We start from the raw sequence: 22,942 nt of genomic DNA, 5'->3' as shown, positions 1-22,942 counted from the left end.
GCTCAACAGAGTTTGCTAAGGCCGCAGACAGATAGACTTTGTCAGTGACGAAAACTCCATCACAGCCTCGTACCGGGCTGCTCTACCGCCTCTATCAGCGGCGGCTTCGGCGCGAGATCGACGTTGCGCGTGTGCCTCGGCACATCGCGGTGATCGTTGACGGTAATCGTCGCTGGGCAAAGCTGCGCTTGCAAGAGCGTGCGGCCTTTGGGCACCGTGCTGGAGCACGTAAGATCCCCGAGTTTCTTGGCTGGTGTGAAGAGTCTGGCATTGAGGTGGTCACCCTCTACTTGCTCTCTGCGGATAACTTGAAGGGGCGCGGGAGCGTCGAGCTTGAAGATCTGTTTGGCATTATCGGGGAGCTTGCGACGCTGCTGTCTGAGCATCCTGGCTGGAAGGTGAAGCACGTCGGTGCAAGTGAGGGACTTGAGTCCGGCCTCGCTGCTGCCCTCTCTGCCGCAGAAGAGCGCACAAAAGATCGCACGGGTCTGCACATCAACCTCGCCGTCGGATATGGCGGGCGCAGTGAGATCGCGGCAGCCATGCGCAGCGTGATTGCTGAGCACGAGGCTGCTGGCGGTTCGATCGATACGCTCGGCGAGCGACTAACCCCTGAACTCATCGGTGAACACCTGTGGACGAGCGGTCAGCCTGACCCTGACCTTGTGATCCGTACCTCCGGTGAGCAGCGTCTCTCAGACTTTATGATTTGGCAGGCGGCACACTCAGAGTTCTATTTCGTTGACGCGCTCTACCCTGACCTGCGTGAGGTTGACTTCTTGCGCGCCCTCCGTGATTACTCGACGCGGCAGCGTCGGCTGGGTGCGTAGTTCGTCTGACCCGGCTAGCCTGGCGGTATGACTGAGCACACGGTGATTCGCGCGGCCGCAATGTTGACACCAGCGGGGATTATTGCTGACGCAGAAATTGAGTGGGACGAGCACGGACGCATCACTTTTGCAGGCCCTTCCCGCCCAGATTCCAAACCGGACCGTGTGCTGCACGAGCAGCTCCTGATGCCCGGTCTCACGAACGGGCACACGCACTCGGCGATGACGCTCATGCGCGGAATCTCGGATGACGATGGATTCATGCCGTGGCTTGCAGCAGTACAGGCTGCAGAGCAGCAGCTGACACCTGACGACATCGCGACCGGGCTCGATCTTGCCATGCTTGAAATGATTGAGACGGGCACGACCGCATTCGCTGACCTGTATGCGTGGGACGCCGCACTCATCGACCGCGTGCGCACGGCAGGCATGCGCGTTTTTGCCTCGCTGGCCGTGACAGCGTTTGACCATGCACCATTCCCTGCGGTGACACCGGCGACGGGCCGTGAATTGCTTGCAGCGACGGTCGACCTTGCTGCACAGTATGCGGCGGATCCGCAGGTCCGTGTCGGCTTTGGCCCGCACGCGCCCTACTCATGCACCCCAGAGTTTCTTCGAGAAGTGCGTGACCTTGCGCTCCGCCACGGCATTCCCGTGCACACGCACATCGCTGAGTCGGCTGCCGAAGTCGAGACGATTCGCGCGAAATATGATGCGACGCCAGTTGGCTTCCTTGCTGACCTCGGCTTTTTCGACGCTGAGGTGCACGCCGCGCACTGCGTACAGCTCGCGGCTGATGAACCGACGGTGCTCGCGGAGGCCGGGGTGTCTGTGAGTCATAACCCGGTCTCGAACCTCAAACTCGGCTGCGGAATTGCGCCCTTTGCTGGAATGCTCTCTGCTGGCGTTGAAGTCGCTCTCGGGACCGATTCGGTGGCGAGTAATAACTCACTCGACCTGTTCGAAGAGATCAAACTTGCTGCGTTGCTCCCTCGTCGGGAACCCGGTGTCACGGTGACTGCCTCACAGGTCTTGCACGCGGCAACAGCTGGGGGATCCGCCGCCATTGGATTCCCAGAGGCTGGAGTACTCGAGGCAGGCAAGCTCGCGGATGTCATTGCGGTCGATTTTGGTGGCACCGCAGCCGCGCCGATTCGGGCAGCGGAGGCGCTCGCATTTCTTGGCTACGGAGCAACGGGAGCGGACGTACGTGAAGTCTGGGTGGGCGGTCGGCACCTCTATGAAAATGGAAAGCACCTCACACTGGATAAGCATGAGGTGCTTGAGCGCGCCAGATCGGCGCGTGAACGTCTGATCGGTTAGGCAGCGATCGCGAGGTCGCGTCGAGTCAGCGAGATGCGTGCGCCCTCGCCAAGGGGCTCAACGTCAACGTCCCAGCCAGCGCGAGAAATCGTCGCAAGGTCTGAGCGTGCCTCATCGAGGTCAGCAGTTTCTACAATGTAGAGGGTGCGTCCCTCGCTGCGATATACCGATCGCTTTTCAGCCCACGCGGGAATCTGGACGACTCCTGCCTTGGTGTCCTGATCAAGCGCATGGTACGGAGTACGAGCGATTCGCTGCTGAGCAGAAATGTTCTTGAAGGTGTGCATGAGAAGTCCTTTCTTCTTGTGCATTTGGGTTGGTGTGATTACGACGAAGCACAGGTGGGTACACCACGGGTTGGTTCGCCGAAACCGAGCCGGATGCTCGGTGGAGTCGAAAGTCTGGAGTGAAGAACGAGAGCGCGTGGGCCCGGGAGGCGGACCAATCTCAGTTCAAGATGAGGCGCGTGCGCAACGATTTCGAGTTGTTGTCGACTTCTGTAAGAGAAGAAGTCTGTGGAAGAATTCGAGCTGCGAAACGCAAACTCCGACTTAGCCTGTAAGAATAGAACAGGTATTCGATGCATGTCAAGCATTTACTTTTCGCATCGCGCATTTCGAAGGTCAACATCAACTTAGAGGAGTCCCTCATGGCAGCACACAACACCCTGCTCGTCTTCGCACACAGCGACGAAGCAGCTGCGTTCTCTGATGTGCCGCACCTGGTTACGGGTGTGGGCAAGATCAACGCGGCAGTCGGGCTCGCAGACGTGCTTGCTGAGGGCAATATTGATCGCGTTGTCGTGCTCGGCACCGCAGGTGTGGTTGGTGACGGGGACGATCGTCTCGACCTCAACACGATCTACCAGGTGACCGGACTCGTGCAGCACGACTTCGAGCTTGACTCACCGACGATTGAGCCTGACGGCGATGTGATTCTTGCAGCTGAACACACGACGACGATGGCAACCGGCGATCAGTTCGTCAGTGATGATGTGCAGCGCGCGACGATCTCAGGTCTCGGTGCGCAGCTCTGCGACATGGAGGGCTATGCCTACGGCGCGATGTGCGAGCGATTCAACGTGCCGCTTCAGGTCTTCAAGGTGCCTTCAGACTTTGCAGATAGCTCGACCACGCAGGAGGAATGGGACCAGATCGTCGCTCACAAGAGCGAGCAGCTGCGTGCGTTCTGGAACGAGCGCTTTGCGGCGTAACTGCGGTTGCAGCTCCGTAGCTAGTCCGCAGTGACGTATGGCGGCGTGAGCCCGAGTTCGGCGATGCGACGCTCGACGAACTCGGGTATGCCAGCCTTCACCGTCTCAACGTCCTCAATGGTGCCGAAGATCTCAAATCGATAGAGCAACGGAATCTGGAGCTTGTTCGAGATGATGTCTCCTGCAATGCCAAATGCCTCGCCAAAGTTGGTGTTTCCAGCCCCGATGACCCCAATGACGAGATCACGATTCTCTTTAATGTTGAGAAACTCGATGACCTGCTTGGGTACGGCCTTGGTCGCAGGACCAGCGCCATACGTTGGGACGATCAGCACTGACGGCTCAGTGAGGCGGATCATGCCGTCGACGCGAGGTCGGATCGGGATACGTCGCGCAGGAATTCCAAGCTTTTCAACGAACCGGTGGGTGTAGCCACTCACTGAAGAAAAGTAGACAATCATGCTGCTCCTGACCTCGTGCGTCTCTTCAGCCTAGCCCCGAAAAGTGCACGCGCCGGGTGAGTTATCGGCCAGCCGCACTATCTTCATCATGGACCTTGATCTGGCGTTGGAGCTCGTCAACCAGGGCGGCAAATCGGCCGTTGCTTTCGGCAATAGCGGCCTCGAGCTGCGCCGTGTTTACTGCGGTCGGCGAGGTCTCGAGTGCGATCGCGCAATCACGCACAAGGTCGAGCTGAATGGCGATCTGCGCGACGTGGAGCAACACTGGATCATCATCGCTGTTGGTCGCAAGAAACTCTGCCCACGAGCTCAGCGCACGTGAGAGATCCTGCCTGTCACGCAACGCTTGGTCGCGCAACGCCTCAAGCTCAGCATGGCTTGCGTGATCCGCGCCCCCATTGGTGGGGAGCTCGAGCGAACGAGCGACGACGATGCCGCGTGAGAGTTCACTGCGTTGCTCGTCCGCGATTGCGTGCAGGAACTCCGTCAGCGCGAGCCGATTGACTGGCGCCCACCGGCGGGCGTTTGCGCGCGCGAGCGTACTGCGAAGCACGAAGGCGGTGAGTAGGAACGTGATGAGACCACCGACGATGCCTGAGAGAACGACGACCTCGCTCCAGAGCCCGGTACGAAGATCGATCCACAGCACAACGAGGCACGCAATCACGGCGAGTGCCGAGAGAAATCCCTGGCGGATCAACTGACGTCGTGAAGACTGGCGCGTCATGTATTCACTCCCTTGAAAAACGAACCCCTCGCAGGCCACCATATATGGGCGGGCGAGGGGGACGCGGGAGGTCGAGCTTTGGCGTGCTACGCCCCGATGAGCTCGGCAGGCAACTGCGAGGCAGCCGCGGTGTCGAGGCACCAAATCACGTGCGGGTGGCGCTGAAGAATGCTTGCGGGCATGTCTTCTGTCACGTCGCCGGTAATCGCTGCAGCAACGGCAGCAGCCTTCGCTTCGCCGATCGCAATGACGAGCGCGATGCGTGCGTCGAGGATTGTGCCCAGTCCCTGCGTAATCGCCTCAGTGGGTACCTCTTCGACGGAATCGAAGAAGCGCGCGTTGTCTGCAATAGTTTCGTCGGTGAGACTGATGCGGTGCGTGCGCGAGTCGAAGGTTGTTCCTGGCTCGTTGAAGCCGAGGTGGCCGTTGCGGCCGATGCCGAGGATTTGCAGGTCGATGCCGCCCGCCGCCTTGATCGCAGCGTCGTACTCAGCCGCATCCGCGTCGGTTGCCGTCGACGGCGGTACCCGCACAAACTCGGGAGTGAGTCCAATGGGAACCACTGCTTCGTTGGTGATCACCGAGCGGTAGCTTTCGGGATGCTCTGGTGAGATGCCCGCGTACTCATCGAGCGCGAAACCCCGAACCTGTGAAACGTCGAGGCCACGTTCAGCGACGGAGGCTGCCCACGCGCGATACAGCGGGAGTGGGGTCGAACCTGTAGCGAGGCCAATGACCGCCTGCGGGTTACGTTCGATCGCCGCGACGACGTGTGACGCTGCAAGTGCGCCCAACGCTTGCGGGTCTTCGATGACGTGAATCTCCATTTAGAAGCGAGGTCCTCTCTCGTGTGAACTTCACACGAATTTACTGCGTAAATCCTACGGGCTAGCTCGACTGATGAGCCGAGTGCGCGCTGAAAACGCCAAACAAAAAGCCGAGAACCCGGAGGAACAGATGCCTCCGGGTTCTCGGCTGGCGGAGGCTTAGTGGCCTTCTGCCTGCAGGCGCTCCTGCGCCTCTACGATGAGCTTCTCAGCGTCTGCTGCCGAGCCCCACGCGTCAACCTTGACCCACTTGTTGGGCTCAAGATCCTTGTAGTGCTCGAAGAAGTGCTCGATCTCCTTGCGGGTGTACTCAGGGATGTCAGCGACGTCCTGAATGTGTGCCCAGCGGGGATCCTTCACCTGAACTGCGATGACCTTGTCGTCGCCGCCAGCTTCGTCGCTCATCTTGAGGACGCCAACGGGGCGAACCTTGATGCCAACACCGGGGAATACCGGGTAGTCAAGCAGTACGAGAACGTCGAGCGGATCGCCGTCTTCGCCAAGGGTTTCCTCAAAGAAACCGTAGTCGGTGGGGTACACGAAACCGGTGTAAAGCACGCGGTCGAGGTATACCCGGCCAGTCTCGTGATCTACCTCGTACTTGTTACGGCTTCCCTTGGGAATCTCGATGACTGCGTCGAATCCGGCGGCCATGGGCGCTCCTTCAGACTGGTCTGGGCGGTGATCCGCCGTGATGTGCAAATGTGCAAAAGCGTTCCAATCGTACCCGACGTCTCGTGCGAGTACCTTAGGAACCATGCCCCAACTCGTGCATTCACCCGCTGGCATGCGGATCCGTGCCGCGATCCGCCCTGCACTCCAGGCACGGACGGGCGAAACGATCCTTGTCGGACTGTCTGGCGGGGCAGACTCACTCGCACTTCTCGTCGCCTGCGCAGAGGAAGCGTCCTCGGCAGCATTCCGGGGGAGTGGGGTGCGGATCCGCGCCGCCGTCATTGACCACGGGCTTCAGCCAGGTTCTGCCGCGATTGCCGAGCATGCTGCCGCTCAGGCACGTGAATACGGTGTTGAAGTTGATGTCCGTGCGGTTGAAGTGCCCGGCGGCACAGGAGTGGGCGGGATGGAAGCGGCCGCGCGATCCGCCCGCTATGCCGCGCTTGCCAAGATCGCGGACGAGCACGGCGCAGGAACCGTGCTGACTGCGCACACTCGAGACGACCAGGCCGAGCAGGTGCTCTTAGCGCTCGCCCGCGGATCAGGCACACGCGCAATCGCGGGGATTCCCCTCGAGCGAGAACTTGCGCCCGGGGTGCGGATCGTTCGACCGCTACTCGCTGAAAGTGCCGAGATCACTCGGGCAGACACCATTGCCTCTTGCGTGGATCACGGACTCACGCCGTGGCACGACCCCCACAACGTTGACACGGCGTTTGCGCGGGTTCGCGCTCGGAGAGTGGTGTTGCCGGTGTGTGAGACGGAACTTGGCCCCGGCGTATCCGCAGCGCTTGCCCGTACTGCTGATATTGCACGCGAAGACGCGGACACGCTCGACGCACTCGCCGCCGAAGCAATGGAAAGCGTGCTCCAAGTAGCAGGCTCCGCAACCCACTCGAACGCCGACCCACGGGCGCTTTCGGTCGCTGCTCTGGCGGATCTCCTCCCCGCAGTACGACACCGCGTCATCCGCAGATTCGCAACAACGCAGTGTGCTGCGAGCATGACGCGTGAACAAACCTTGCAGGTTGCTGCGCTGGTGACGGACTGGCGTGGTCAGGGTGCAGTAAACGCATCGGGCGTCACCGTACGGCGGGTGCGGGGCGACCTGCTGTTCGAGGCGCATGCGTGACCGTGCAAATGTCCAGCTCGGACGAGTAATATATCCGCATGGATTCAAAGCAACTGGGTGACGATCTCACAACCGTTCTCCATACGGAAGCGGAGCTCCACCAGCGCCTCGCTGAAATGGCGCGCGAAATTGAAGCAGATTACGGTGATGAGCCGCCGTTGCTCGTAGGCGTACTCAAGGGTGCGGTCATGGTGATGGCCGACCTTGCACGTGAACTGCGGTTCCACGCGCAGATGGACTGGATGGCAGTTTCGTCGTACGGCAAGAGCACCAAGTCGAGTGGTGTCGTCAAGATCCTGAAGGACCTTGACGCAGACATCACCGGTCGCGACGTGCTGATTGTCGAAGACATCATCGACTCTGGTCTCACCCTCGCCTGGCTCAAGGAGAACCTTGAGAGCCGCGGCGCGAAGTCGGTGCGGATCTGCACCATGCTGCGCAAGCCGGAAGCGCTCAAGGTAGACGTCGACGTTGCATACGTCGGCTTCGACATCCCCGTCGAGTTTGTCGTTGGCTACGGTCTCGACTACGCGGAGGACTACCGCAACCTGCGTGACGTCGCGATTCTCGCGCCGCACGTATACACCTCGGAAGATTAATCGAGGCAGCGTGTGTGGCGGCTCCTGGTTGTCACACACGCGCTCATACTCACATGTCGCACTCAGGCATGATCCGCCCTGAGCGGAACCCGCGACGAGATGAAGACTGCTGTCAGTGGTTCGGGATACGCTAAACGTCGTGTCGAGACCCGCCGGCACAACGATCCCGGAAAGGCCCGGACTTGGCTGACAACGCAAACCAGGCACCCGCAAAGCGGAAGAGCATCTTCCGCGGCCCCCTCGTCTACTTGATCCTTGCACCGCTTATCGTGCTCTTGGGTTGGTCGCTGCTGTCTGGCAGTGACACCCGTGAGATCTCGACTGATCGCGGCTTGGAGCTCATCGCCGATGGCGCTGTCAAGAAAGCCGAGATCGTTGATGGCGATCAGCGCGTCAACCTCGAGCTTGCGAAGGCAGACAAGAAGACCGGCACCGAAAAGGTGTTCTTCTACTACGTCGAGCCGCGCGGCGACGCGATCGTGAGTGCAATCGACGATGCGGCACCGAAGGACGGCTTCACCGATAAGGTGCCGAAGCCGAACCCGCTGTGGTCGCTGCTCGGATTCTTGCTGCCAATGCTGCTGATTGGTCTGCTGCTGTGGTGGATGCTGTCGTCCATGCAGGGCGGTGGCCGCGGGGTCATGCAGTTCGGTAAGAACAAGGCGAAGCTCGTTTCGAAGGACACCCCGAAGGTCACCTTCGCTGATGTCGCTGGCGCAGACGAAGCCGTTGAAGAGCTTCACGAAATCAAGGACTTCCTGCAGGACGCGACCCGTTTCCAGGCGGTTGGCGCGAAGATTCCGAAGGGCGTACTGCTGTACGGCCCTCCCGGTACAGGTAAGACCCTGCTTGCTCGCGCAGTCGCTGGCGAAGCAGGCGTCCCGTTCTACTCAATCTCAGGCTCAGACTTTGTCGAGATGTTCGTCGGTGTCGGTGCAAGCCGAGTTCGCGACCTCTTCAAAGAAGCGAAAGCAAATGCTCCTGCCATCATCTTCATTGATGAGATCGACGCCGTTGGACAGCGTCGTGGTCAGGGCATGGGCGGCGGTCATGACGAGCGTGAGCAGACCCTGAACCAGTTGCTCGTCGAGATGGACGGCTTTGATCCCAAGGCAAACGTCATCATGATCGCGGCAACCAACCGTCCAGACATGCTTGACCCTGCACTGCTGCGACCCGGTCGTTTTGACCGCCAGGTCGGCGTAGATGCGCCTGACATGAAGGGCCGTCTGCAGATCCTCCAGGTGCACGCCAAGGGTAAGCCGCTCTCGAAGAATGTGGACCTTGACGTTGTTGCACGTAAAACACCTGGCTTCTCGGGTGCAGATCTTGCAAACGTTCTCAACGAGGCAGCACTCCTGACCGCGCGCTCGAACGCGCAGCTGATTGATGACCGCGCGCTCGATGAGGCTATTGACCGTGTCATCGCTGGACCGCAGCGACGTACCCGCGTCATGAAGGATCAAGAAAAGCTCGTCACGGCGTATCACGAGGGCGGACACGCGCTCGTCGCGGCTGCGATGAACCACACTGACCCCGTGACAAAGATCACCATCCTGCCGCGAGGTCGTGCACTCGGCTACACCATGGTGATTCCGCTTGAAGACAAGTACTCGGTTTCGCGCAATGAACTGCAAGACCAGATTGCATATGCACTCGGTGGCCGCGTAGCGGAGGAGATCGTGTTCCACGACCCCACTACGGGCGCTGGCAACGACATTGAGAAGGCGACCTCGACCGCCCGCAAGATGGTGACCGACTACGGCATGTCTGCCACCCTCGGCCCGATCAAGCTTGGTCAGGCGCAGCAGGGTGCGTTCCTCGGTGACTTCGGTCAGAGTCGAGACTACTCAGAGGGAATCGCTGTCAAGATCGACAACGAGGTGCGCGACATCCTCGAGCAGGCACACAACGAGGCGTACGAGGTGCTCAACCTCAACCGCGATATTCTCGATGATCTCGCTCGTGAGCTTCTCGAAAAGGAAACTCTCGATCACAACCAGATCGCAGAGATCTTCAAGAACGTGCAGAAGCTCCCTGAGCGTCCGGTTTGGCTGTCTCACCAGGATCGCCCAGTGTCTGATCGGCCGCCGATTGAGGTCCCCGCTGCGCTCCGCACTGATGGCCCACTCGCTTCGATCGAGGCACCGGCAAGCACTGACTCTGATGCAGAAGCGTCCGCAACCGACGGTACTGTCGTAGGCGATACTTCAGCTGAGGTCAACGACAAGGACTAACACCGGTGACTGCACCAATCGACAGAGCACGGATCGCGGCAGCAGTTCGAGAGCTGCTCGCCGCGATCGGTGCTGACCCCGAAAGCCAAGAACTTGAAGCGACGCCCAGCAGGGTGGCCGAGTCATACGCGGAGTTCTTTTCGGGTGTTGGCGAAGACCCTGAACTGTTTCTGACGGACGCGATCCCCGTTGAAGGTGGTATCGGAGAGATCGTCATCATGCGTGACATTGAGCTGCGTTCGATGTGTGAGCATCATCTGCTGCCGTTCCGCGGCAAGGCGCATGTCGCATATCGACCGGGTGCCAAGATCGTGGGGTTGAGCGCGCTCCCGAAGGTTGTCGGATCACTTGCCTCCCGACCGCAGGTACAAGAACGTCTGGGCGAGCAGATTGCGCAGACGTTGGAAAACGGGCTCGACCCTGAGGGCGTACTCGTGGTGCTTGAAGCTCATCACGGGTGTGTAGCTGATCGTGGTGTACGCGAGTCAAACGCAGTCGCGATCACCGTTGCCGCCCGTGGCAGCTTGGCTGAGCCTGCCGCTCGAGCAGAAGCAATCGCGCTCATCGCGCCCGGACGTAAGGACTCGTAACATGACTGAAGCGCTCATTATGGGGGTGCTGAACGTCACGCCCGATTCCTTTAGCGATGGCGGCGCATACGTTGATCTCGAGGTTGCAGTTGCGCAGGCTGAAACCCTCGTTGCACAGGGTGCCGACATCATTGATGTTGGCGGTGAATCAACTCGTCCGGGATCGACCAGGGTCGATCCCGCAGTCGAGCGCGCTCGTGTGATGCCCGTCATTCAAGCGTTGACCGCGCGCGGGATCGTTGTCTCGATTGATACGCTCAACGCTTCGACCGCCGCTGCTGCGGTGTCGGTTGGCGTTGACTACATCAATGACGTTTCCGGTGGCCTGCACGATCCTGAGATGCTCACAGTAGCTGCACGTGCAAGCCAGCAGCTGGACGTCACGTTTATCGCTGGTCATTGGCGCGGAATCCCCGATCCCGAGCACACCCGCTCCGCATATACCGACGTCGTTGTCGAGGTACGTGATGCCCTCGGCATGTGCGCACACAACGCCATCAACGCTGGCGTCGCTCCCGACAACATCGTGCTCGACCCAGGCTTCGGCTTTGACAAGACCGGCGCACAGGCGTGGGAGCTGCTGACCAATCTCGAAGCACTGACCGACCTTGGCTTCCCGGTGCTCATCGGCACCTCACGCAAGCGCATGCTTGGCGAAGTGCTTGCTGATGTCCCTGAAGCGGCTCGCAACCTTGGACTCGTGCACGAGCGTGACCTGACAACCGCGGTCTCATCGGTACTTGCGGCACAGAAGGGCGCCTGGGGAGTGCGCGTCCATGACGCCGCGGGTACCGCTCAAGCCATGGCAGTGTTGCGCGCGTTTGAAAGTGCGCCAGTTCATGTGTCTGAGGCTGAGACGGCACCAGTCGGTGCTGATGCGCAGGCGATGACAGCAAAACCACTTGACCGTGTCACACTCACCGGCCTTGAGGTGTTCGCGCACCACGGTGTGTTCGATTTCGAACGTGAGCAGGGGCAACGCTTCCTCATCGATGTGGACGCCGCTGTTGACCTCAAAGCTGCGGCATCTGGAGACGACCTTGCAGCAACGGTCCACTACGGTGAGCTTGCCGAAGCGATTGTTGCCGCTGTCGCACAGGATCCAGTGGATCTCATCGAGACAGTTGCAGAGCGCGTAGCCCACGTGACGCTCGGTTTCGCGGGAGTGCACAGTGCCCGCATTACGGTGCACAAACCCCAAGCTCCCATTGACGCGGTGTTCGCCGACGTTTCTGTGAGCGTCGAACGCTTCGCGGGAGGTCAGACACGATGACCGTCGAAGTCGTCCTTGCGTTCGGAGCCAACCTTGGCGACCGAGGCGCAACGATCCGCGCCGCTCAGGCTGAGCTTGCCACTCACGAAGCAATTCTGTCATTCGAGCCCTCGCCACTGCGCGAGACGATCGCGATGACGCTTGCTGGCCCAGACCCCGACGCGCCACGGTACATCAATGGTGTCGCTCGACTCACCACAACGCTCACGCCTCACGCCTTGCTTGATCTCGCCCAAAGCGTTGAAGCCTCGCATGGCAGAGTGCGAGACGTGCGGTGGGGCGATCGAACGCTTGACATTGATGTCATCACATTTGGTGACCAGTTCATCACTGATGACCGACTTGAGGTGCCGCATCCGCGTGCGCATGAACGTGACTTCGTGCTTTCTCCATGGGTAGCGCTGGATGATTCAGCCGTGATTCCTGGGCGCGGATCAGTGGCCGCCTTGCTTCTGGGCCTTGGCGATACGACGATGCCGCTTGAGCCAGAGGAGGAATAGGGTGCGTCCAATGCAACGAATGAGTCAGCTCGCGCTTTGGGCTGCCCTCAGCATCGGCATGGCCATTGGACTCTTTGTCCAGTTCTTCCTTGCTTCGCGAGGGAAAGCGCCGTTGTCACCACCGCTTTCGATGCCGCTGATGCTCGTATTGCTTGTTGCTCTGATGCTTATTTTTGGTCTGCGACTTCGGCAACAGATTCGTCGCGGTACCGGTGCAGTCAACCCGTTCCAAGCGGTGCGGGTGCTTGCGCTTGCGCGCGCCGGTCAAATCGTTGGCGCCGTGTTTGGCGGCTTTGGGATTGGCTTGCTACTTTCCCTACTTGGGCGAACCGTTCCAGCCGCGCTTGAGGTCTGGCTCCCCATGCTGCTTACCGTGCTGAGTGGGTTCACGCTTGCGGTGTGCGGCATCATTATCGAACGAATCTGCCAGATCCCGCCTGGTGATGATGGAAACGCGGACGGCGCGGATGAACGTGGATCAGAGCCGGGCGGCGCTGGAAACGATCAGCCAGCGTTCCGTGATGGTGGCGCCGACTAAAGCGTGACGGTGGTGCTGACTAAAGTAGGAAGTATGACGCATCACGCCATGCCCCCAGAAATACAGCACGCTGCCACACAAGATATGTGGCATCGAGTGTCGCCACGCTACGTGTGGTCAGACCTGATCTTCAATCTCCTGTGGGGTCTCATTGTTGCTGCTGTAGTGACCGCTATCGTGATTCTTTCTGACGATGATGATGCAGTACTTGGCGCCCTCATCATCGGTGGCGCCCTCTTGGTGATCTGTGTGTTGAGCGCCTTCTTCTCCTTCCGGCGCGTACGCACCATTGGCTACCAACTGCGTGAAGATGACTTCTTGTTCCGTCGCGGGTTCATGTTCGAACGTATTGTCGCGGTGCCCTACGGACGTCTGCAGCTCGTCGATATGAACCGTGGCCCAATCGCGCGCATGCTTGGTCTCGCAACGCTGAAGTTTGTGACGGCTTCTGCTGCAACCGGTGTGAATCTGCCAGGCTTGGCTGTCGCTGACGCAGAAGAACTGCGCGACCAGCTCGTGAAGCTTGCTGAGACCCGTAGGTCGGGCCTGTGAACGAGAACATTCCTGGACAGCCAGCTGCCCCCGCATCCGTCGCGTTGCCTGGCAAAGCAGACGCTGAGGGCTGGCGGCATTTGCACCCGCTTTCGCCGCTGCTGCGAGGCGGTCTCGCGCTCCTCGTCATCATTGGCATTGTGGTCGCAAACATGCGCGACCGTGTCATTCAGTTCTTCATGAGCGATGCCTTTTCAAATGGTGGTGACGGGCTACCGCCCGAGGTCAACGAATATTCTGGCGATCCCATTGATTTCATCGTGGCGCGCAGCCTCGTTCCGATCGCTCTTGGTGGAGTGCTCGTCGTTGTGCTGCTGATCGTGTTGTTCTCGTGGGTGGTCTGGAAGTTCCAGACCTATCGCATCACGGCAGACACCGTTGAAGAGCGGAGCGGCGTGCTCTCGAAAAAGCATCGCCGAGCGCCCCTAGAACGCGTCCAAAGTGTCAACCTGCAGCGCAGCCTGTTTGCACGAATTCTCGGCCTGGCGAAGGTCGAAGTCGTGACGGCTGGCCAGGGCGGCAAGGTCGAACTTGCATACCTCTCGTTTGCAGATTCGAAGCTCGTACGCGGTGAGATTCTGCGACGTGCTGCTGCCGCCCGTGGAGGAAGCGGAGCCCAGGTTGCTGGAGGAACCCAGGCAGCCGGTGGGGCAACTGCTCATGGAGTAGTTGCTGCCGGTGGAGCCGGTGTTGGACCGGTGGCACAGCAGGCGCCCATGGGAATGCCTGTTGCCGGTGTGCCCCTTGCCGGCGACCTTCACGCCGGGTCTGGCGAAGCCGCAACTCACGCATCAACGACTGACCCAAAGCTGCTGAGCGCTGCTGGCCTTTCAGATCGCGTCGACCAGATTCTGGATGCAGATATTGCGCCCGAGGCGATCGCTGAGCAGACCCTGGTCAAGGTTCCTGTTGGCCGTCTGATCGCGTCCATCTTGCTGGGCTGGGAGAGCATCATGCTTATCCTCTTCGTGCTGCTCGCGGTTGGCGGGTTCGTCTTTGGTGCCTTTAAGTTCTTGTTCAGTGACGACACTGGGGTTGCGGGTATCGCTGCGGGCCTAGCATTCGCTGCTGGTCCTCTGGTTATCGTCTTCGCGACAATTCTCATCTCGCAATTCAATAAGGGCTACGGCTTTACGCTTTCACGTGGCGCTGATTCCGTGCGCATTGGAGCCGGTCTGACGTCGACGGTCACTGAGTCGATTCCATTCGGCAAAGTGCACGCCGTTGAGGCACGGCAGCCACTGTTCTGGCGCCCGATCGGCTGGTGGAAGGTACGTATCACGCTCGCTGGTCAGTCTGTTGCCCAAGGTGGCCAGAATGCGACCACGCAGAACCTTGTGCTCCCGGTTGGCAAGCTTGAAGATGTCATTCGCGTCATTGAAACGATCATGCCTGGCCTTGGCGGTGAGCAAGCCGCGGCTGGCATCATTGATGGACTTGTCGGACGCGGGGAGGGATACCTGGGGGCGGGGCCGCGATCCGCACCCGTTCTGTGGTTCGGGAAGCGACGTGCTGGCGTGCGTATCGAGACCGCTGGCGCACGTACAGAGGTATCCACCACTGCAAGCGAAGGAGAAGAAGCAACGCTTCGAATTCGTCGTGGGGCGCTCAACCGTGTGCTCGTGATTATGCCGCTCGTGCGCGCACAGTCGGTTCAGTTCAGACAGCCCGTCGTGCACCGTTTCCTCGGGCTCGCGTCGGTGCAAGCGCATACCGTTCTCGGGCCAGTGCGGGTGGAAATGCGTGGCCTTGCCGAAGCAGACGCGCGAGTGCTGTTTGCCGACCTTGAACACGCCGTGCTCGCCGCTCAACTTCAGGACTCGCGTCAACGCGATGCACTCCGTGGGAGTCACGCATGAGCTTTGGCGCAAGTCGACTTGGAGTCGGCATCATTGGTGCAGGGAACGTCGGGCCCGTGCTTGGACGTGCGCTTGCCGGAGCTGGCCACGCCATCACAGGCGTAAACGCGATTGGCGATGAAGCGCGAGAACGCGTGGAAGCGATGTTGCCCGGGGTACCGATTCTTGAGGTGCCTGAGATCGTGCGTCGATCTGAACTCGTGCTCTTCGCTGTTCCGGGAAGCGAACTTCCTGCGATTGTCGAAGGACTGACCAAGCTGGGTGCATGGCAGCCAGGTCAATTGGCGATCCACACCGCACCTGAGTTTGGTGCGGGAGTATTTGCCGACGCACCGGGTGTGATTCCCATTGCGCTCACGCCTGCGATTGTATTTACAGGCACGAGTCTTGACCTCACCCGACTGTCTGGTGCGGCGGTAGCTGTCACCGCGCCAGCGCCGGTATTGCCGATCGGGCAAGCCCTCGCTGTTGAGATGGGGGCAGAGCCGGTGGTCGTTGCAGAAGCAGACCGGCCGACATATGCCCGGGCGCTCGACGCTGCGCTCAGCTCTGCGCGGGCCGCCGTCGCAACTCCAGCCGCGATCTTGGCAAGTATCGGAATCTCGCGTCCCGACCTCCTCCTTAGTGGGGTCGTGGGAGCAGCCATCGATGAAGAACTACGAAATGTCGCTGGACTTGAGGCTGATCCTCGCGATGCCGAAGAAACCTGGGACGAGCGCGGCTAAGATGGTGTGGTGCGTCACTCACGTTCGTGTTTGGCGCGCTTCAAAAACGATCTGACGGAGGAACCCGCCCATGAGCGAGCAGACCGCGCCCACCACCCCGGCCGAGACCGAGGAAGATGTCTTCGAACAGAAGCGGGTGCGACTGGAGAAGCGTGACAAGCTCAACGCCTCCGGTGATCTCGCTGGCGGCGCATACCCCGTAGCTGTTCCTGTGACCACTTCGATTCCTGCCGTGCGCGCACAGTGGGGTCACCTCGAGGAGACTCCCGACACCGCCTCGGGCGACATCGTTGGTCTCGCAGGCCGCGTGGTCTTCCAGCGCAACACGGGCAAGCTGTGCTTCGTGTCGCTGCAGGCAGGAGATGGCAGCCGCATTCAGGGAATGGTGAGCTTCGCCGAGGTTGGCGAAGAGTCACTCGCTGCGTACAAGGAACTCGTCGATCTTGGCGACCACCTGTTCATCAAGGGTGAGGTTATTTCCAGCCGCCGCGGCGAACTCTCGATCATGGCAACCGAGTGGCAGATTGCGTCGAAGGCACTTGCGCCTCTTCCGAACATGTACAGCGAGCTGAATGAGGAGACCCGCGTGCGTGCGCGCTACCTCGATCTCATCCAGCGTGAGCAGGCACGAATCAACGTTGTGACCCGCGCTCGCACCATGGCCAGCCTGCGTAAGACCTTCGCCTCGCACGACTTCCTCGAGGTCGAGACCCCGATGCTGCAGACGATGCACGGTGGCGCATCGGCTCGTCCGTTCATCACGCATTCGAACGCGTTCGACATGGAGCTCTACCTGCGTATCGCACCCGAGCTCTTCCTGAAGCGCGCGGTCGTTGGCGGCCTTGAGCGTGTCTTCGAGATCAACCGTAACTTCCGCAACGAGGGCGCTGACTCGACGCACAGCCCCGAGTTTGCAATGCTCGAGTCGTACCAGGCGTACACCGACTACAACGGTATCGCCGACCTGACGCAGGAGCTCATTCAGAACGCGGCGCTCGCGGCAAACGCTGGCACCGAGCGCGAAGGCAGCCACGTCGTGAAGTGGGCAGACGGTACCCTCTTCGACCTTGGCGGCAACTGGGACCGCATCTCGATGTACGGCACCCTCTCTGAGGCATGCGGCAAGGAGATCACCCCGAAGACTTCGGTTGAAGAACTGCAGGCAATTGCAGACGCCGAGGGCGTTGAAGTGAAGCTTCCCAACCACGGCAAGCTCGTTGAAGAACTCTGGGAGCACTTCGTGAAGGACGGCCTCACTGCGCCGACCTTCGTCATGGACTTCCCAGTTGAGACCAGCCCGCTGACGCGTCATCACCGCTCGATCGAGGGCGTCGTTGAGAAGTGGGACCTTTACGTCCGTGGCTTCGAGCTTGCAACCGGTTACTCGGAGCTCGTTGACCCCGTGGTGCAGCGCGATCGCTTCGTGCAGCAGGCTGCTGAAGCGGCTCGCGGCGATGATGAGGCAATGGGCGTTGACGAGGAGTTCTTGCGCGCACTCGAGCACGCAATGCCACCTTCGGGAGGCATGGGAATGGGCATGGACCGTCTGCTGATGGCTCTGACCGGCCTTGGCATTCGCGAGACGATCCTCTTCCCGCTCGTGAAGTAGTTCTTGAGTTCTTGAGTTCTTGAGTTCTTGCTTGAACTCGGCGCCGTCGATTCCTTGAATGGAGTCGGCGGCGCCTTTCTCTTTGCCCTGTGTTTTGTGCTCGGGGCGCTCAATCGAGTGAGTATGCCGCGCAATCGGGTGAGTGTGTCGTGTTGCCAAGTGAGTATGTACCGCAAAGTGGCGCGAAGGCTGCAAGGCTTGGCACGAAAGGTGCACAGCTTGGCGTGAAGGTTGCACGGCTCGGTGCAAACTTCAGTGACCTCGACGAAAATGCCCCTTTCTGACACTGAGGTTGGTTATTTGCGTGAATAACGGGTGTTTTCGGCGGTAACGGGTCATTTCGGTGGAGTTGAGGTGCGGCGGATGGTTCGCAGCACCTGCAGAACCCGGCGCACCCGCAGCACCCGGCGCACCCGCAGAAAAGCCCAAAGCTGCGGAACACGCAAGACACGCGGAACCGTGAGTTCACAGGAAGCGCCCGGGCCAGAAAGCTAGGCTTACTCATTATGGATAACTGGTGGGTGAACGCGGTCTGGTCGCTAATTCCGACTGTCGTGATCGGCATCTTCTTCTGGCTCGTCATTCGACTCATCCTTCGGGCTGATCGCACCGAACGACGCATCTACCGCGAGATTGAGGCTGAAGAGCGCGCGAAGGCTGGCCTACCCGCCCGCGAGGAATAGCCGAAAACAGTCCTCCACCGCTACAGTTGAACGAAACTGTACCGGCGAGAGGGCATTCTAGTGGCGGCTATTAACTGGGCGTACCTCGGGGCGGTCTCGCTTCTGACGATCGAGATCATCATTCGAATCGTTGCCTTGTTTGTGGTGCCACGTAATCGCCGCCCAACGTCAGGAATGGCGTGGCTCCTCGCGATCTTCCTGCTCCCAATCCCGGGACTCATCCTTTTCCTCATTATCGGGAGTAAGCGTCTCCCAAAGCATCGTGAGCTCAAGCAAGAGGCAATCAACCAGTTTGTCTCAGGCATTTCTGAGGTCGACGGTGGCCGGCTCACTACAGATCCAGAGGATCTGCAGATCGGCGTACTCAACGCCGTAGAGCTTGGCAAGTCGCTTGGCGCGCAGCCCATGCTGCGTGGCAACCGCGCAAGCATGTGCATCGATTACGAACGTTCGTTCGCTTGGATGGCTGATGCGATCCGCAGCGCGAAGAAGTACGTGCACGTCGAGTTTTACATCTTGGTGCATGACGCGACGACCGATGTGATCTTTGAAGCTATGCGAGAGGCTCGCGAACGAGGCGTTCAGGTACGTGTCCTCCTCGATCACATCTCGGCTGTGCGTAACCCTGGTGCCAAGCGGACCAGAGAAACACTTGACGAGATTGGTGTCGAGTGGGCGTACCTGTTGCCGGTGCGCCCGTGGCGCGGTGAATATCAGCGCCCTGATCTCCGCAACCACCGCAAGTTGTTGGTCGTCGACGGTCGAGTCGGATTCATGGGTTCGCAGAACATCGTGGACTCGAGCTACAACAAACGCTCGAACATTCGTCGCGGCCTGCATTGGCGCGACATCATGGTGCGCGTTGAAGGTCCGATCGTGCTCGGATTGGAAGCCGTGTTCCAGGGCGACTGGTACCTCGAGACGGGCGAGTACCTCGAACACCTGAACCTGCCAGAATTGACGCCGTCGTTCCCTGGCACGCTCGACTGCCAGATCGTTCCGAGCGGACCGGGATACGCCGCTGAAAACAACCTCCAGGTGTTTGTTTCGCTGCTGTACACCGCGCAGGATCGCATTAGCATCACGAGTCCCTACTTCGTTCCAGAGGGATCGATCATGAACGCGCTGCGCGCGGCGACTGCCCGTGGGGTCGAGGTCGAACTTTTCGTGTCAGAAACTGGCGACCAAGCGATGGTGTACCACGCACAGCGTTCGTACTACGAAGAATTGCTGCAGGCCGGTGTGCGGATCTGGATGTTCCGTCCGCCATACATCCTGCATTCAAAGCACTTCACTGTGGACCGCTCGGTCGCCGTGATTGGCTCATCAAACATGGATCAGCGTTCGTTCGGACTGAACATGGAAATCTCCATGGTCGTCTACGGCGAGAGCTTCATCAGCGATCTTGACCAGGTCACCGAGTACTACCGAGACAACTCACGTGAACTCACCATCGAGGAATGGTCAAAGCAGCCTTTGCGCTCTCAGCTGCTCGACGGACTCGCGCGACTGACCAGCGCTCTCCAGTAGCAAGCTGTCCCCTGCTAGCTGATGTAAGAGCCAACCTTCGGGATCCGCTGTAGCAGCCACGCCACGACACCGCTCGGGATCAGGATCATGAGCGTCAACAACGGTACCGAGACGATCGTTGGGGCAAACGACGCAGAAATATCAAACTGCTGGTACAGCCACTGGAAGAACGGGTGTACCAGATAGATTCCGAATGACAGCGTGCCAATGAGCGCGAGCACGGGATGTGGTTTAGCGTCGCTCGGAGCTCGTCGTGTGCTTATTGCACGCACCAGGGTAAATACGGCAACTGCGGCGACGACCACGTTCGGCGTAAGGAAGTCGTAGAAGAAGGCGGTTGGTTCTCCAGCTCGAAGCGAGAACAGTGAGGTCAGAGCCGCAGTGGCGATGACCCCGACCACGCCAAAGACGCTAATGAGTGTTACGCGCTTTCGAGTGAGTCTCATGGTGCTGAGGAGATACCCGAGGACGAAGAACAGCGTGTACCCCAGGACAAGATGCATTCGAGTGGTCTCAAGGACACTGGAGATAAGGTAGCCGACCTGCGGCAGGTGCGTGAGCACTGGCAAGACCGAGGCGAAGATGAACGCGAGTATGACGAAGTACCACGCGTTTGTCCGGTCTTTGGTGATGGCCCGAAGCAAGGGGGTGACGAGGTACAGCCCACCGAGCACAAAGAGGAACCAGAGGTGATAATGCCCGAGCACAAACTGCGCAATGAGTGAACGAATTGACCCGTTCCCACCAGGGCCATACGTGCCGAGCACCGCGTAGAACGCTGACCACACCACATAGGCGACAAGAATTCGAGGGATGTACTTACGCAGGATCGATGTCAGCGTGATGTTTCGTTCAGGCTGCAGGAACAGTGCACCGCTCACCATGAAAAAGACCGGGACACAGAACCGGACGATGCTGTCGTAGATGTTGAGTACCTGCCATCCCACAGTGTCGACCGGGGTGTGGTACCAGTTCCATGCTGCTGAATGCAGGAGGACTACGGCGACAATTGCGAGGGAACGCAACGTGTCGAGGTAGAGAATACGTTGGGGTCGAGCCACGGCCGGCTGTTGACCAATCGATGAAGAAACAGTCATGATGCGGCGACTTTCGGCTCAGAAACTTGGGTACGCAGACAGCTCACACAAACGGAGCAGTGTGTCCGTCCTCTAGCGTACTGAGTGAACGGCGACTTCTCAGGCTGGAGAGAACTCTTCCGACACAGACGCGCGCTCAACTGAGTAACGGACCTCGACGGCGCCACCGCTGTGCTCACGTCGCAACAGCCAGATTTCACCGTTCAAGATTCTGGGGATCTCGGAGTTGGTGATCCGCGCCAGGCCCGCTCGCAGCATCGCACCGTGAGCGACGACAATCGAACCTGGCGCGGTCGTGAGCACTCGGTCGAACTCGCGAGCGGTGCGTTCGGCAAGTACGTCGAGTGACTCCGCGCCAGGAATGACGAGGCCTGGCCAGCGTTCCATAGCTTCGGCGACGTCCATGCCTTCTGCCGGGCCAAAGTCGCGTTCGATGAAGGCCTGGTCAACCTGCGGGGGAGTGAGGCGGAGAGACGCTGCAATAATCGCCGCGGTCTCGTGTGCGCGGCTGAGAGGGGAAGACGTTACCGAGTGCCACATGTGGCCGGTGTCTGTGCGCGGGGTGACGTCAGCCCCAGCACCCAAAGCGAGTGAGACGAGGAGCTCACCTGTTGCTCGTGCTTGTTCCCGACCTGTGTCGTTCAGCGGTACCTCAGTGCGCCCTTGGATGCGGCGTGCATTGTTCCAATCAGTTTCCCCGTGACGAACGAGTGCAATTACCGCGGGCGTGAACTCAGTCATGCCGCAAGGCTAGCTGGTTCACGCTGCTGCGTCGAAAGCAGCGGCGTCGAAGTCTGCTGTGAATCCGAAGGATAGACGGTGCCGCCAGTGATTTCGACGCGCACCCGATCACCGACTGCGGCGCGAGTACCGCTCACCCGACTGCGCAATGTGAGGGTGCCCCACTCGATGATGAGATCGTCGCATTCGCGGCCAAAGAGAGAAGAACGCACGGTTGCGGGGCCGTGCGGATCAGCAACGACTCGCACCGATTCAGGACTCACCGCAAGCTCAACATGACCCTGGTGCGCGGTGAATTGGTCACGCGTGAGCAGACTTGCCTGGACACGCAGCGGGTGCGAGTCCGCGAAGAACTCGACGTCATGGCAGTTCGCAGGTGTACTTGTGCTTGTCCCAGAGGCAGGAACGGACGCAGGGGCAGGACCAGACGCAGAGGCTGCGGCTGAAGCTGCTATAGCGGTAGCGGTGCTCGCTGTCTGTACAAGGCGCCCGGGCAAGACTGTCGCGTCAGCAATGAACCTGGCAACGAACGGTGTCGCTGGATTTGCGAGAAGGTGAGCTGGGGTGGCCTGCTGCTGAATACGTCCTGCGTCGAGCACGACGACCCTGTCTGCGATGGCCAGCGCCTCGCCACGGTCATGGGTGACAAATATGACTGTCAGGCCGAGCTCTCGAGTGAGCGCGCGCAACTCGAGTCGAAGGCGATCGCGTAGCGGTTCATCGAGCGCTGAGAGCGCCTCATCAAGGAGGAGGACCCTGGGCTTTGCGATGATGGCGCGTGCAATTGCGACGCGCTGTCGCTGTCCACCTGAGAGTGTCGCCGGGTTTCGCTTCTCTGTGCCTGCGAGACCGACGAGATCGAGTACCTCGGCTACACGCCGGTCGCGTTCTGCACGACTCACGCCTGCACGCTTGAGCGGGTAGGCCACGTTTCGAGCAACATTCCAATGCGGCCAGATTGCATGCTGCTGAAAAACCATTCCGAGTCCGCGATGCTCTGGCTCGATAGCACGATCCGCGCTCGCGACGATCTCTTCACCGACGCGGATCGTGCCAGCTGTCGGCCGCGCGAATCCAGCCACGGCGCGTAGCAGTGTCGTCTTGCCTGACCCAGAAGGGCCTACCAGCGCGATGAACTCACCATCACCGATTGAAAGGTCGATATCGGCGAGGCCAAGATGGCCATCTGGAAATGCGAGGCTGACAGATTCGAGAGTGACA

At 60.0% G+C, this 22,942-nt stretch carries 23 protein-coding genes and 1 pseudogene; 16 read left to right on the top strand and 8 right to left on the bottom strand.

The annotated features are described in order from the left end of the window. Nucleotides 1-44 precede the first annotated feature (44 nt). Together uppS and FW756_RS01880 are read left to right on the top strand one after the other, a co-directional pair. The gene (uppS, locus tag FW756_RS01885; RefSeq protein WP_446428485.1) at nt 45-830 is read left to right on the top strand and encodes a polyprenyl diphosphate synthase; all 786 of its coding nucleotides are present in this window, start codon (nt 45-47) and stop codon (nt 828-830) included. A 27-nt stretch (nt 831-857) separates the two neighbouring features. After that, nucleotides 858-2,153: an amidohydrolase gene (locus FW756_RS01880; RefSeq protein ID WP_446428484.1), complete on the top strand. Its 1,296-nt coding sequence runs from the start codon at nt 858-860 to the stop codon at nt 2,151-2,153. Here FW756_RS01880 and FW756_RS01875 read toward each other — a convergent pair. Beyond that, nucleotides 2,150-2,440 carry a hypothetical protein gene (locus FW756_RS01875; RefSeq protein WP_446428483.1) on the bottom strand — a complete coding sequence of 97 codons (291 nt, stop codon included), beginning with the start codon at nt 2,438-2,440 and terminating at the stop codon, nt 2,150-2,152. The genes FW756_RS01880 and FW756_RS01875 overlap by 4 nt on opposite strands. A 362-nt stretch (nt 2,441-2,802) precedes the next feature. Here FW756_RS01875 and FW756_RS01870 point away from each other — a divergent pair, with 362 nt between their 5' ends. After that, a complete protein-coding gene (locus tag FW756_RS01870) occupies nt 2,803-3,366 on the top strand; it encodes a phosphorylase family protein (protein WP_446428482.1) in 564 nt (187 codons plus the stop codon). Nucleotides 3,367-3,386: 20 nt separating this feature from the next. On the opposite strand, the gene nrdI is transcribed toward FW756_RS01870, so the two are convergent. From nrdI to ppa, 4 genes are all read right to left on the bottom strand, one after another. Next, nucleotides 3,387-3,827, bottom strand: a complete 441-nt coding sequence (gene nrdI / locus FW756_RS01865) for a class Ib ribonucleoside-diphosphate reductase assembly flavoprotein NrdI (protein ID WP_446428481.1) — start codon at nt 3,825-3,827, stop codon at nt 3,387-3,389. Between the two features lie 61 nt (nt 3,828-3,888). Beyond that, a complete protein-coding gene (locus tag FW756_RS01860) occupies nt 3,889-4,554 on the bottom strand; it encodes a hypothetical protein (RefSeq protein ID WP_446428480.1) in 666 nt (221 codons plus the stop codon). 86 nt (nt 4,555-4,640) lie between these two features. Continuing rightward, nucleotides 4,641-5,381 (bottom strand): glucosamine-6-phosphate deaminase, encoded by a 741-nt coding sequence (locus FW756_RS01855; protein ID WP_446428479.1) that lies wholly within the window; start codon nt 5,379-5,381, stop codon nt 4,641-4,643. A 159-nt stretch (nt 5,382-5,540) separates the two neighbouring features. After that, nucleotides 5,541-6,035: an inorganic diphosphatase gene (gene ppa / locus FW756_RS01850; RefSeq protein ID WP_446428478.1), complete on the bottom strand. Its 495-nt coding sequence runs from the start codon at nt 6,033-6,035 to the stop codon at nt 5,541-5,543. Nucleotides 6,036-6,138: 103 nt separating this feature from the next. Here ppa and tilS point away from each other — a divergent pair, with 103 nt between their 5' ends. The 13 genes from tilS (at nt 6,139) to cls (ending at nt 19,883) form a co-directional block, all read left to right on the top strand. Then, a complete protein-coding gene (gene tilS / locus FW756_RS01845) occupies nt 6,139-7,188 on the top strand; it encodes a tRNA lysidine(34) synthetase TilS (protein WP_446428477.1) in 1,050 nt (349 codons plus the stop codon). A 38-nt stretch (nt 7,189-7,226) separates the two neighbouring features. After that, entirely contained in the window at nt 7,227-7,787 is a 561-nt protein-coding gene (hpt, locus tag FW756_RS01840; RefSeq protein ID WP_446428476.1) for a hypoxanthine phosphoribosyltransferase, read from the top strand. Between the two features lie 182 nt (nt 7,788-7,969). Beyond that, nucleotides 7,970-10,024 carry an ATP-dependent zinc metalloprotease FtsH gene (gene ftsH, locus FW756_RS01835; RefSeq protein ID WP_446428475.1) on the top strand — a complete coding sequence of 685 codons (2,055 nt, stop codon included), beginning with the start codon at nt 7,970-7,972 and terminating at the stop codon, nt 10,022-10,024. A gap of 5 nt (nt 10,025-10,029) precedes the next feature. Beyond that, a complete protein-coding gene (gene folE / locus FW756_RS01830; protein ID WP_446428474.1) occupies nt 10,030-10,614 on the top strand; it encodes a GTP cyclohydrolase I FolE in 585 nt (194 codons plus the stop codon). A 1-nt stretch (nt 10,615) separates the two neighbouring features. Continuing rightward, nucleotides 10,616-11,887: a dihydropteroate synthase gene (gene folP / locus FW756_RS01825; protein ID WP_446428473.1), complete on the top strand. Its 1,272-nt coding sequence runs from the start codon at nt 10,616-10,618 to the stop codon at nt 11,885-11,887. Continuing rightward, a complete protein-coding gene (folK, locus tag FW756_RS01820) occupies nt 11,884-12,387 on the top strand; it encodes a 2-amino-4-hydroxy-6-hydroxymethyldihydropteridine diphosphokinase (RefSeq protein WP_446428472.1) in 504 nt (167 codons plus the stop codon). Before folP ends, folK begins: the two co-directional genes overlap by 4 nt. 10 nt (nt 12,388-12,397) lie before the next feature. Beyond that, a complete protein-coding gene (locus tag FW756_RS01815; protein ID WP_446428471.1) occupies nt 12,398-12,925 on the top strand; it encodes a DUF3180 domain-containing protein in 528 nt (175 codons plus the stop codon). Nucleotides 12,926-12,958: 33 nt separating this feature from the next. Then, on the top strand, nt 12,959-13,477 hold the full coding sequence (locus FW756_RS01810) for a PH domain-containing protein (protein ID WP_446428470.1): 519 nt from the start codon (nt 12,959-12,961) through the stop codon (nt 13,475-13,477). Next, on the top strand, nt 13,474-15,336 hold the full coding sequence (locus FW756_RS01805) for a PH domain-containing protein (protein ID WP_446428469.1): 1,863 nt from the start codon (nt 13,474-13,476) through the stop codon (nt 15,334-15,336). The genes FW756_RS01810 and FW756_RS01805 overlap by 4 nt, the downstream gene beginning before the upstream one ends. Continuing rightward, a complete protein-coding gene (locus FW756_RS01800; protein ID WP_446428468.1) occupies nt 15,333-16,061 on the top strand; it encodes an NAD(P)-binding domain-containing protein in 729 nt (242 codons plus the stop codon). The genes FW756_RS01805 and FW756_RS01800 overlap by 4 nt, the downstream gene beginning before the upstream one ends. Nucleotides 16,062-16,131: 70 nt before the next feature. Next, nucleotides 16,132-17,670: a lysine--tRNA ligase gene (gene lysS, locus FW756_RS01795; RefSeq protein ID WP_446428467.1), complete on the top strand. Its 1,539-nt coding sequence runs from the start codon at nt 16,132-16,134 to the stop codon at nt 17,668-17,670. Between the two features lie 506 nt (nt 17,671-18,176). Further along, nucleotides 18,177-18,353: a hypothetical protein gene (locus tag FW756_RS01790; protein WP_446428466.1), complete on the top strand. Its 177-nt coding sequence runs from the start codon at nt 18,177-18,179 to the stop codon at nt 18,351-18,353. Nucleotides 18,354-18,413: 60 nt separating this feature from the next. Further along, complete coding sequence (gene cls / locus FW756_RS01785) at nt 18,414-19,883, top strand: cardiolipin synthase (RefSeq protein ID WP_446428465.1); 1,470 nt, start codon at nt 18,414-18,416, stop codon at nt 19,881-19,883. A gap of 14 nt (nt 19,884-19,897) precedes the next feature. Here cls and FW756_RS01780 read toward each other — a convergent pair whose 3' ends face one another. The 3 genes and pseudogenes from FW756_RS01780 to FW756_RS01770 all read right to left on the bottom strand — a co-directional run. Next, the gene (locus FW756_RS01780; protein WP_446428464.1) at nt 19,898-20,980 is read right to left on the bottom strand and encodes an acyltransferase; all 1,083 of its coding nucleotides are present in this window, start codon (nt 20,978-20,980) and stop codon (nt 19,898-19,900) included. Between the two features lie 99 nt (nt 20,981-21,079). Beyond that, nucleotides 21,080-21,721 carry a histidine phosphatase family protein gene (locus tag FW756_RS01775; protein WP_446428463.1) on the bottom strand — a complete coding sequence of 214 codons (642 nt, stop codon included), beginning with the start codon at nt 21,719-21,721 and terminating at the stop codon, nt 21,080-21,082. Continuing rightward, nucleotides 21,718-22,863 (bottom strand): annotated as a pseudogene (locus FW756_RS01770) (ABC transporter ATP-binding protein); the annotation flags it as partial. The pseudogene FW756_RS01770 and the gene FW756_RS01775, both read right to left, overlap by 4 nt. Nucleotides 22,864-22,942 lie beyond the last annotated feature (79 nt).

The sequence above is a fragment of the Leucobacter sp. 1207-22 genome (assembly GCF_052850455.1).
Note: the sequence above shows the minus strand (reverse complement) of the source record. Positions and strands in the feature narration are given on the sequence as shown.

What these genes read in the sequence shown, in the direction of transcription:
- FW756_RS01855 (WP_446428479.1), bottom strand. Translation starts at nt 5,381, where the DNA reads ATGGAGATTCACGTCATCGAAGACCCGCAAGCGTTGGGCGCACTTGCA.
- FW756_RS01790 (WP_446428466.1), top strand. Translation starts at nt 18,177, where the DNA reads ATGGATAACTGGTGGGTGAACGCGGTCTGGTCGCTAATTCCGACTGTC.
- FW756_RS01775 (WP_446428463.1), bottom strand. Translation starts at nt 21,721, where the DNA reads ATGACTGAGTTCACGCCCGCGGTAATTGCACTCGTTCGTCACGGGGAA.
- FW756_RS01815 (WP_446428471.1), top strand. Translation starts at nt 12,398, where the DNA reads ATGCAACGAATGAGTCAGCTCGCGCTTTGGGCTGCCCTCAGCATCGGC.
- FW756_RS01860 (WP_446428480.1), bottom strand. Translation starts at nt 4,554, where the DNA reads ATGACGCGCCAGTCTTCACGACGTCAGTTGATCCGCCAGGGATTTCTC.
- FW756_RS01875 (WP_446428483.1), bottom strand. Translation starts at nt 2,440, where the DNA reads ATGCACACCTTCAAGAACATTTCTGCTCAGCAGCGAATCGCTCGTACT.
- ppa (WP_446428478.1), bottom strand. Translation starts at nt 6,035, where the DNA reads ATGGCCGCCGGATTCGACGCAGTCATCGAGATTCCCAAGGGAAGCCGT.
- FW756_RS01810 (WP_446428470.1), top strand. Translation starts at nt 12,959, where the DNA reads ATGACGCATCACGCCATGCCCCCAGAAATACAGCACGCTGCCACACAA.
- FW756_RS01870 (WP_446428482.1), top strand. Translation starts at nt 2,803, where the DNA reads ATGGCAGCACACAACACCCTGCTCGTCTTCGCACACAGCGACGAAGCA.
- nrdI (WP_446428481.1), bottom strand. Translation starts at nt 3,827, where the DNA reads ATGATTGTCTACTTTTCTTCAGTGAGTGGCTACACCCACCGGTTCGTT.
- hpt (WP_446428476.1), top strand. Translation starts at nt 7,227, where the DNA reads ATGGATTCAAAGCAACTGGGTGACGATCTCACAACCGTTCTCCATACG.
- lysS (WP_446428467.1), top strand. Translation starts at nt 16,132, where the DNA reads ATGAGCGAGCAGACCGCGCCCACCACCCCGGCCGAGACCGAGGAAGAT.
- folP (WP_446428473.1), top strand. Translation starts at nt 10,616, where the DNA reads ATGACTGAAGCGCTCATTATGGGGGTGCTGAACGTCACGCCCGATTCC.
- FW756_RS01780 (WP_446428464.1), bottom strand. Translation starts at nt 20,980, where the DNA reads ATGACTGTTTCTTCATCGATTGGTCAACAGCCGGCCGTGGCTCGACCC.
- folK (WP_446428472.1), top strand. Translation starts at nt 11,884, where the DNA reads ATGACCGTCGAAGTCGTCCTTGCGTTCGGAGCCAACCTTGGCGACCGA.
- FW756_RS01880 (WP_446428484.1), top strand. Translation starts at nt 858, where the DNA reads ATGACTGAGCACACGGTGATTCGCGCGGCCGCAATGTTGACACCAGCG.
- FW756_RS01800 (WP_446428468.1), top strand. Translation starts at nt 15,333, where the DNA reads ATGAGCTTTGGCGCAAGTCGACTTGGAGTCGGCATCATTGGTGCAGGG.
- tilS (WP_446428477.1), top strand. Translation starts at nt 6,139, where the DNA reads ATGCCCCAACTCGTGCATTCACCCGCTGGCATGCGGATCCGTGCCGCG.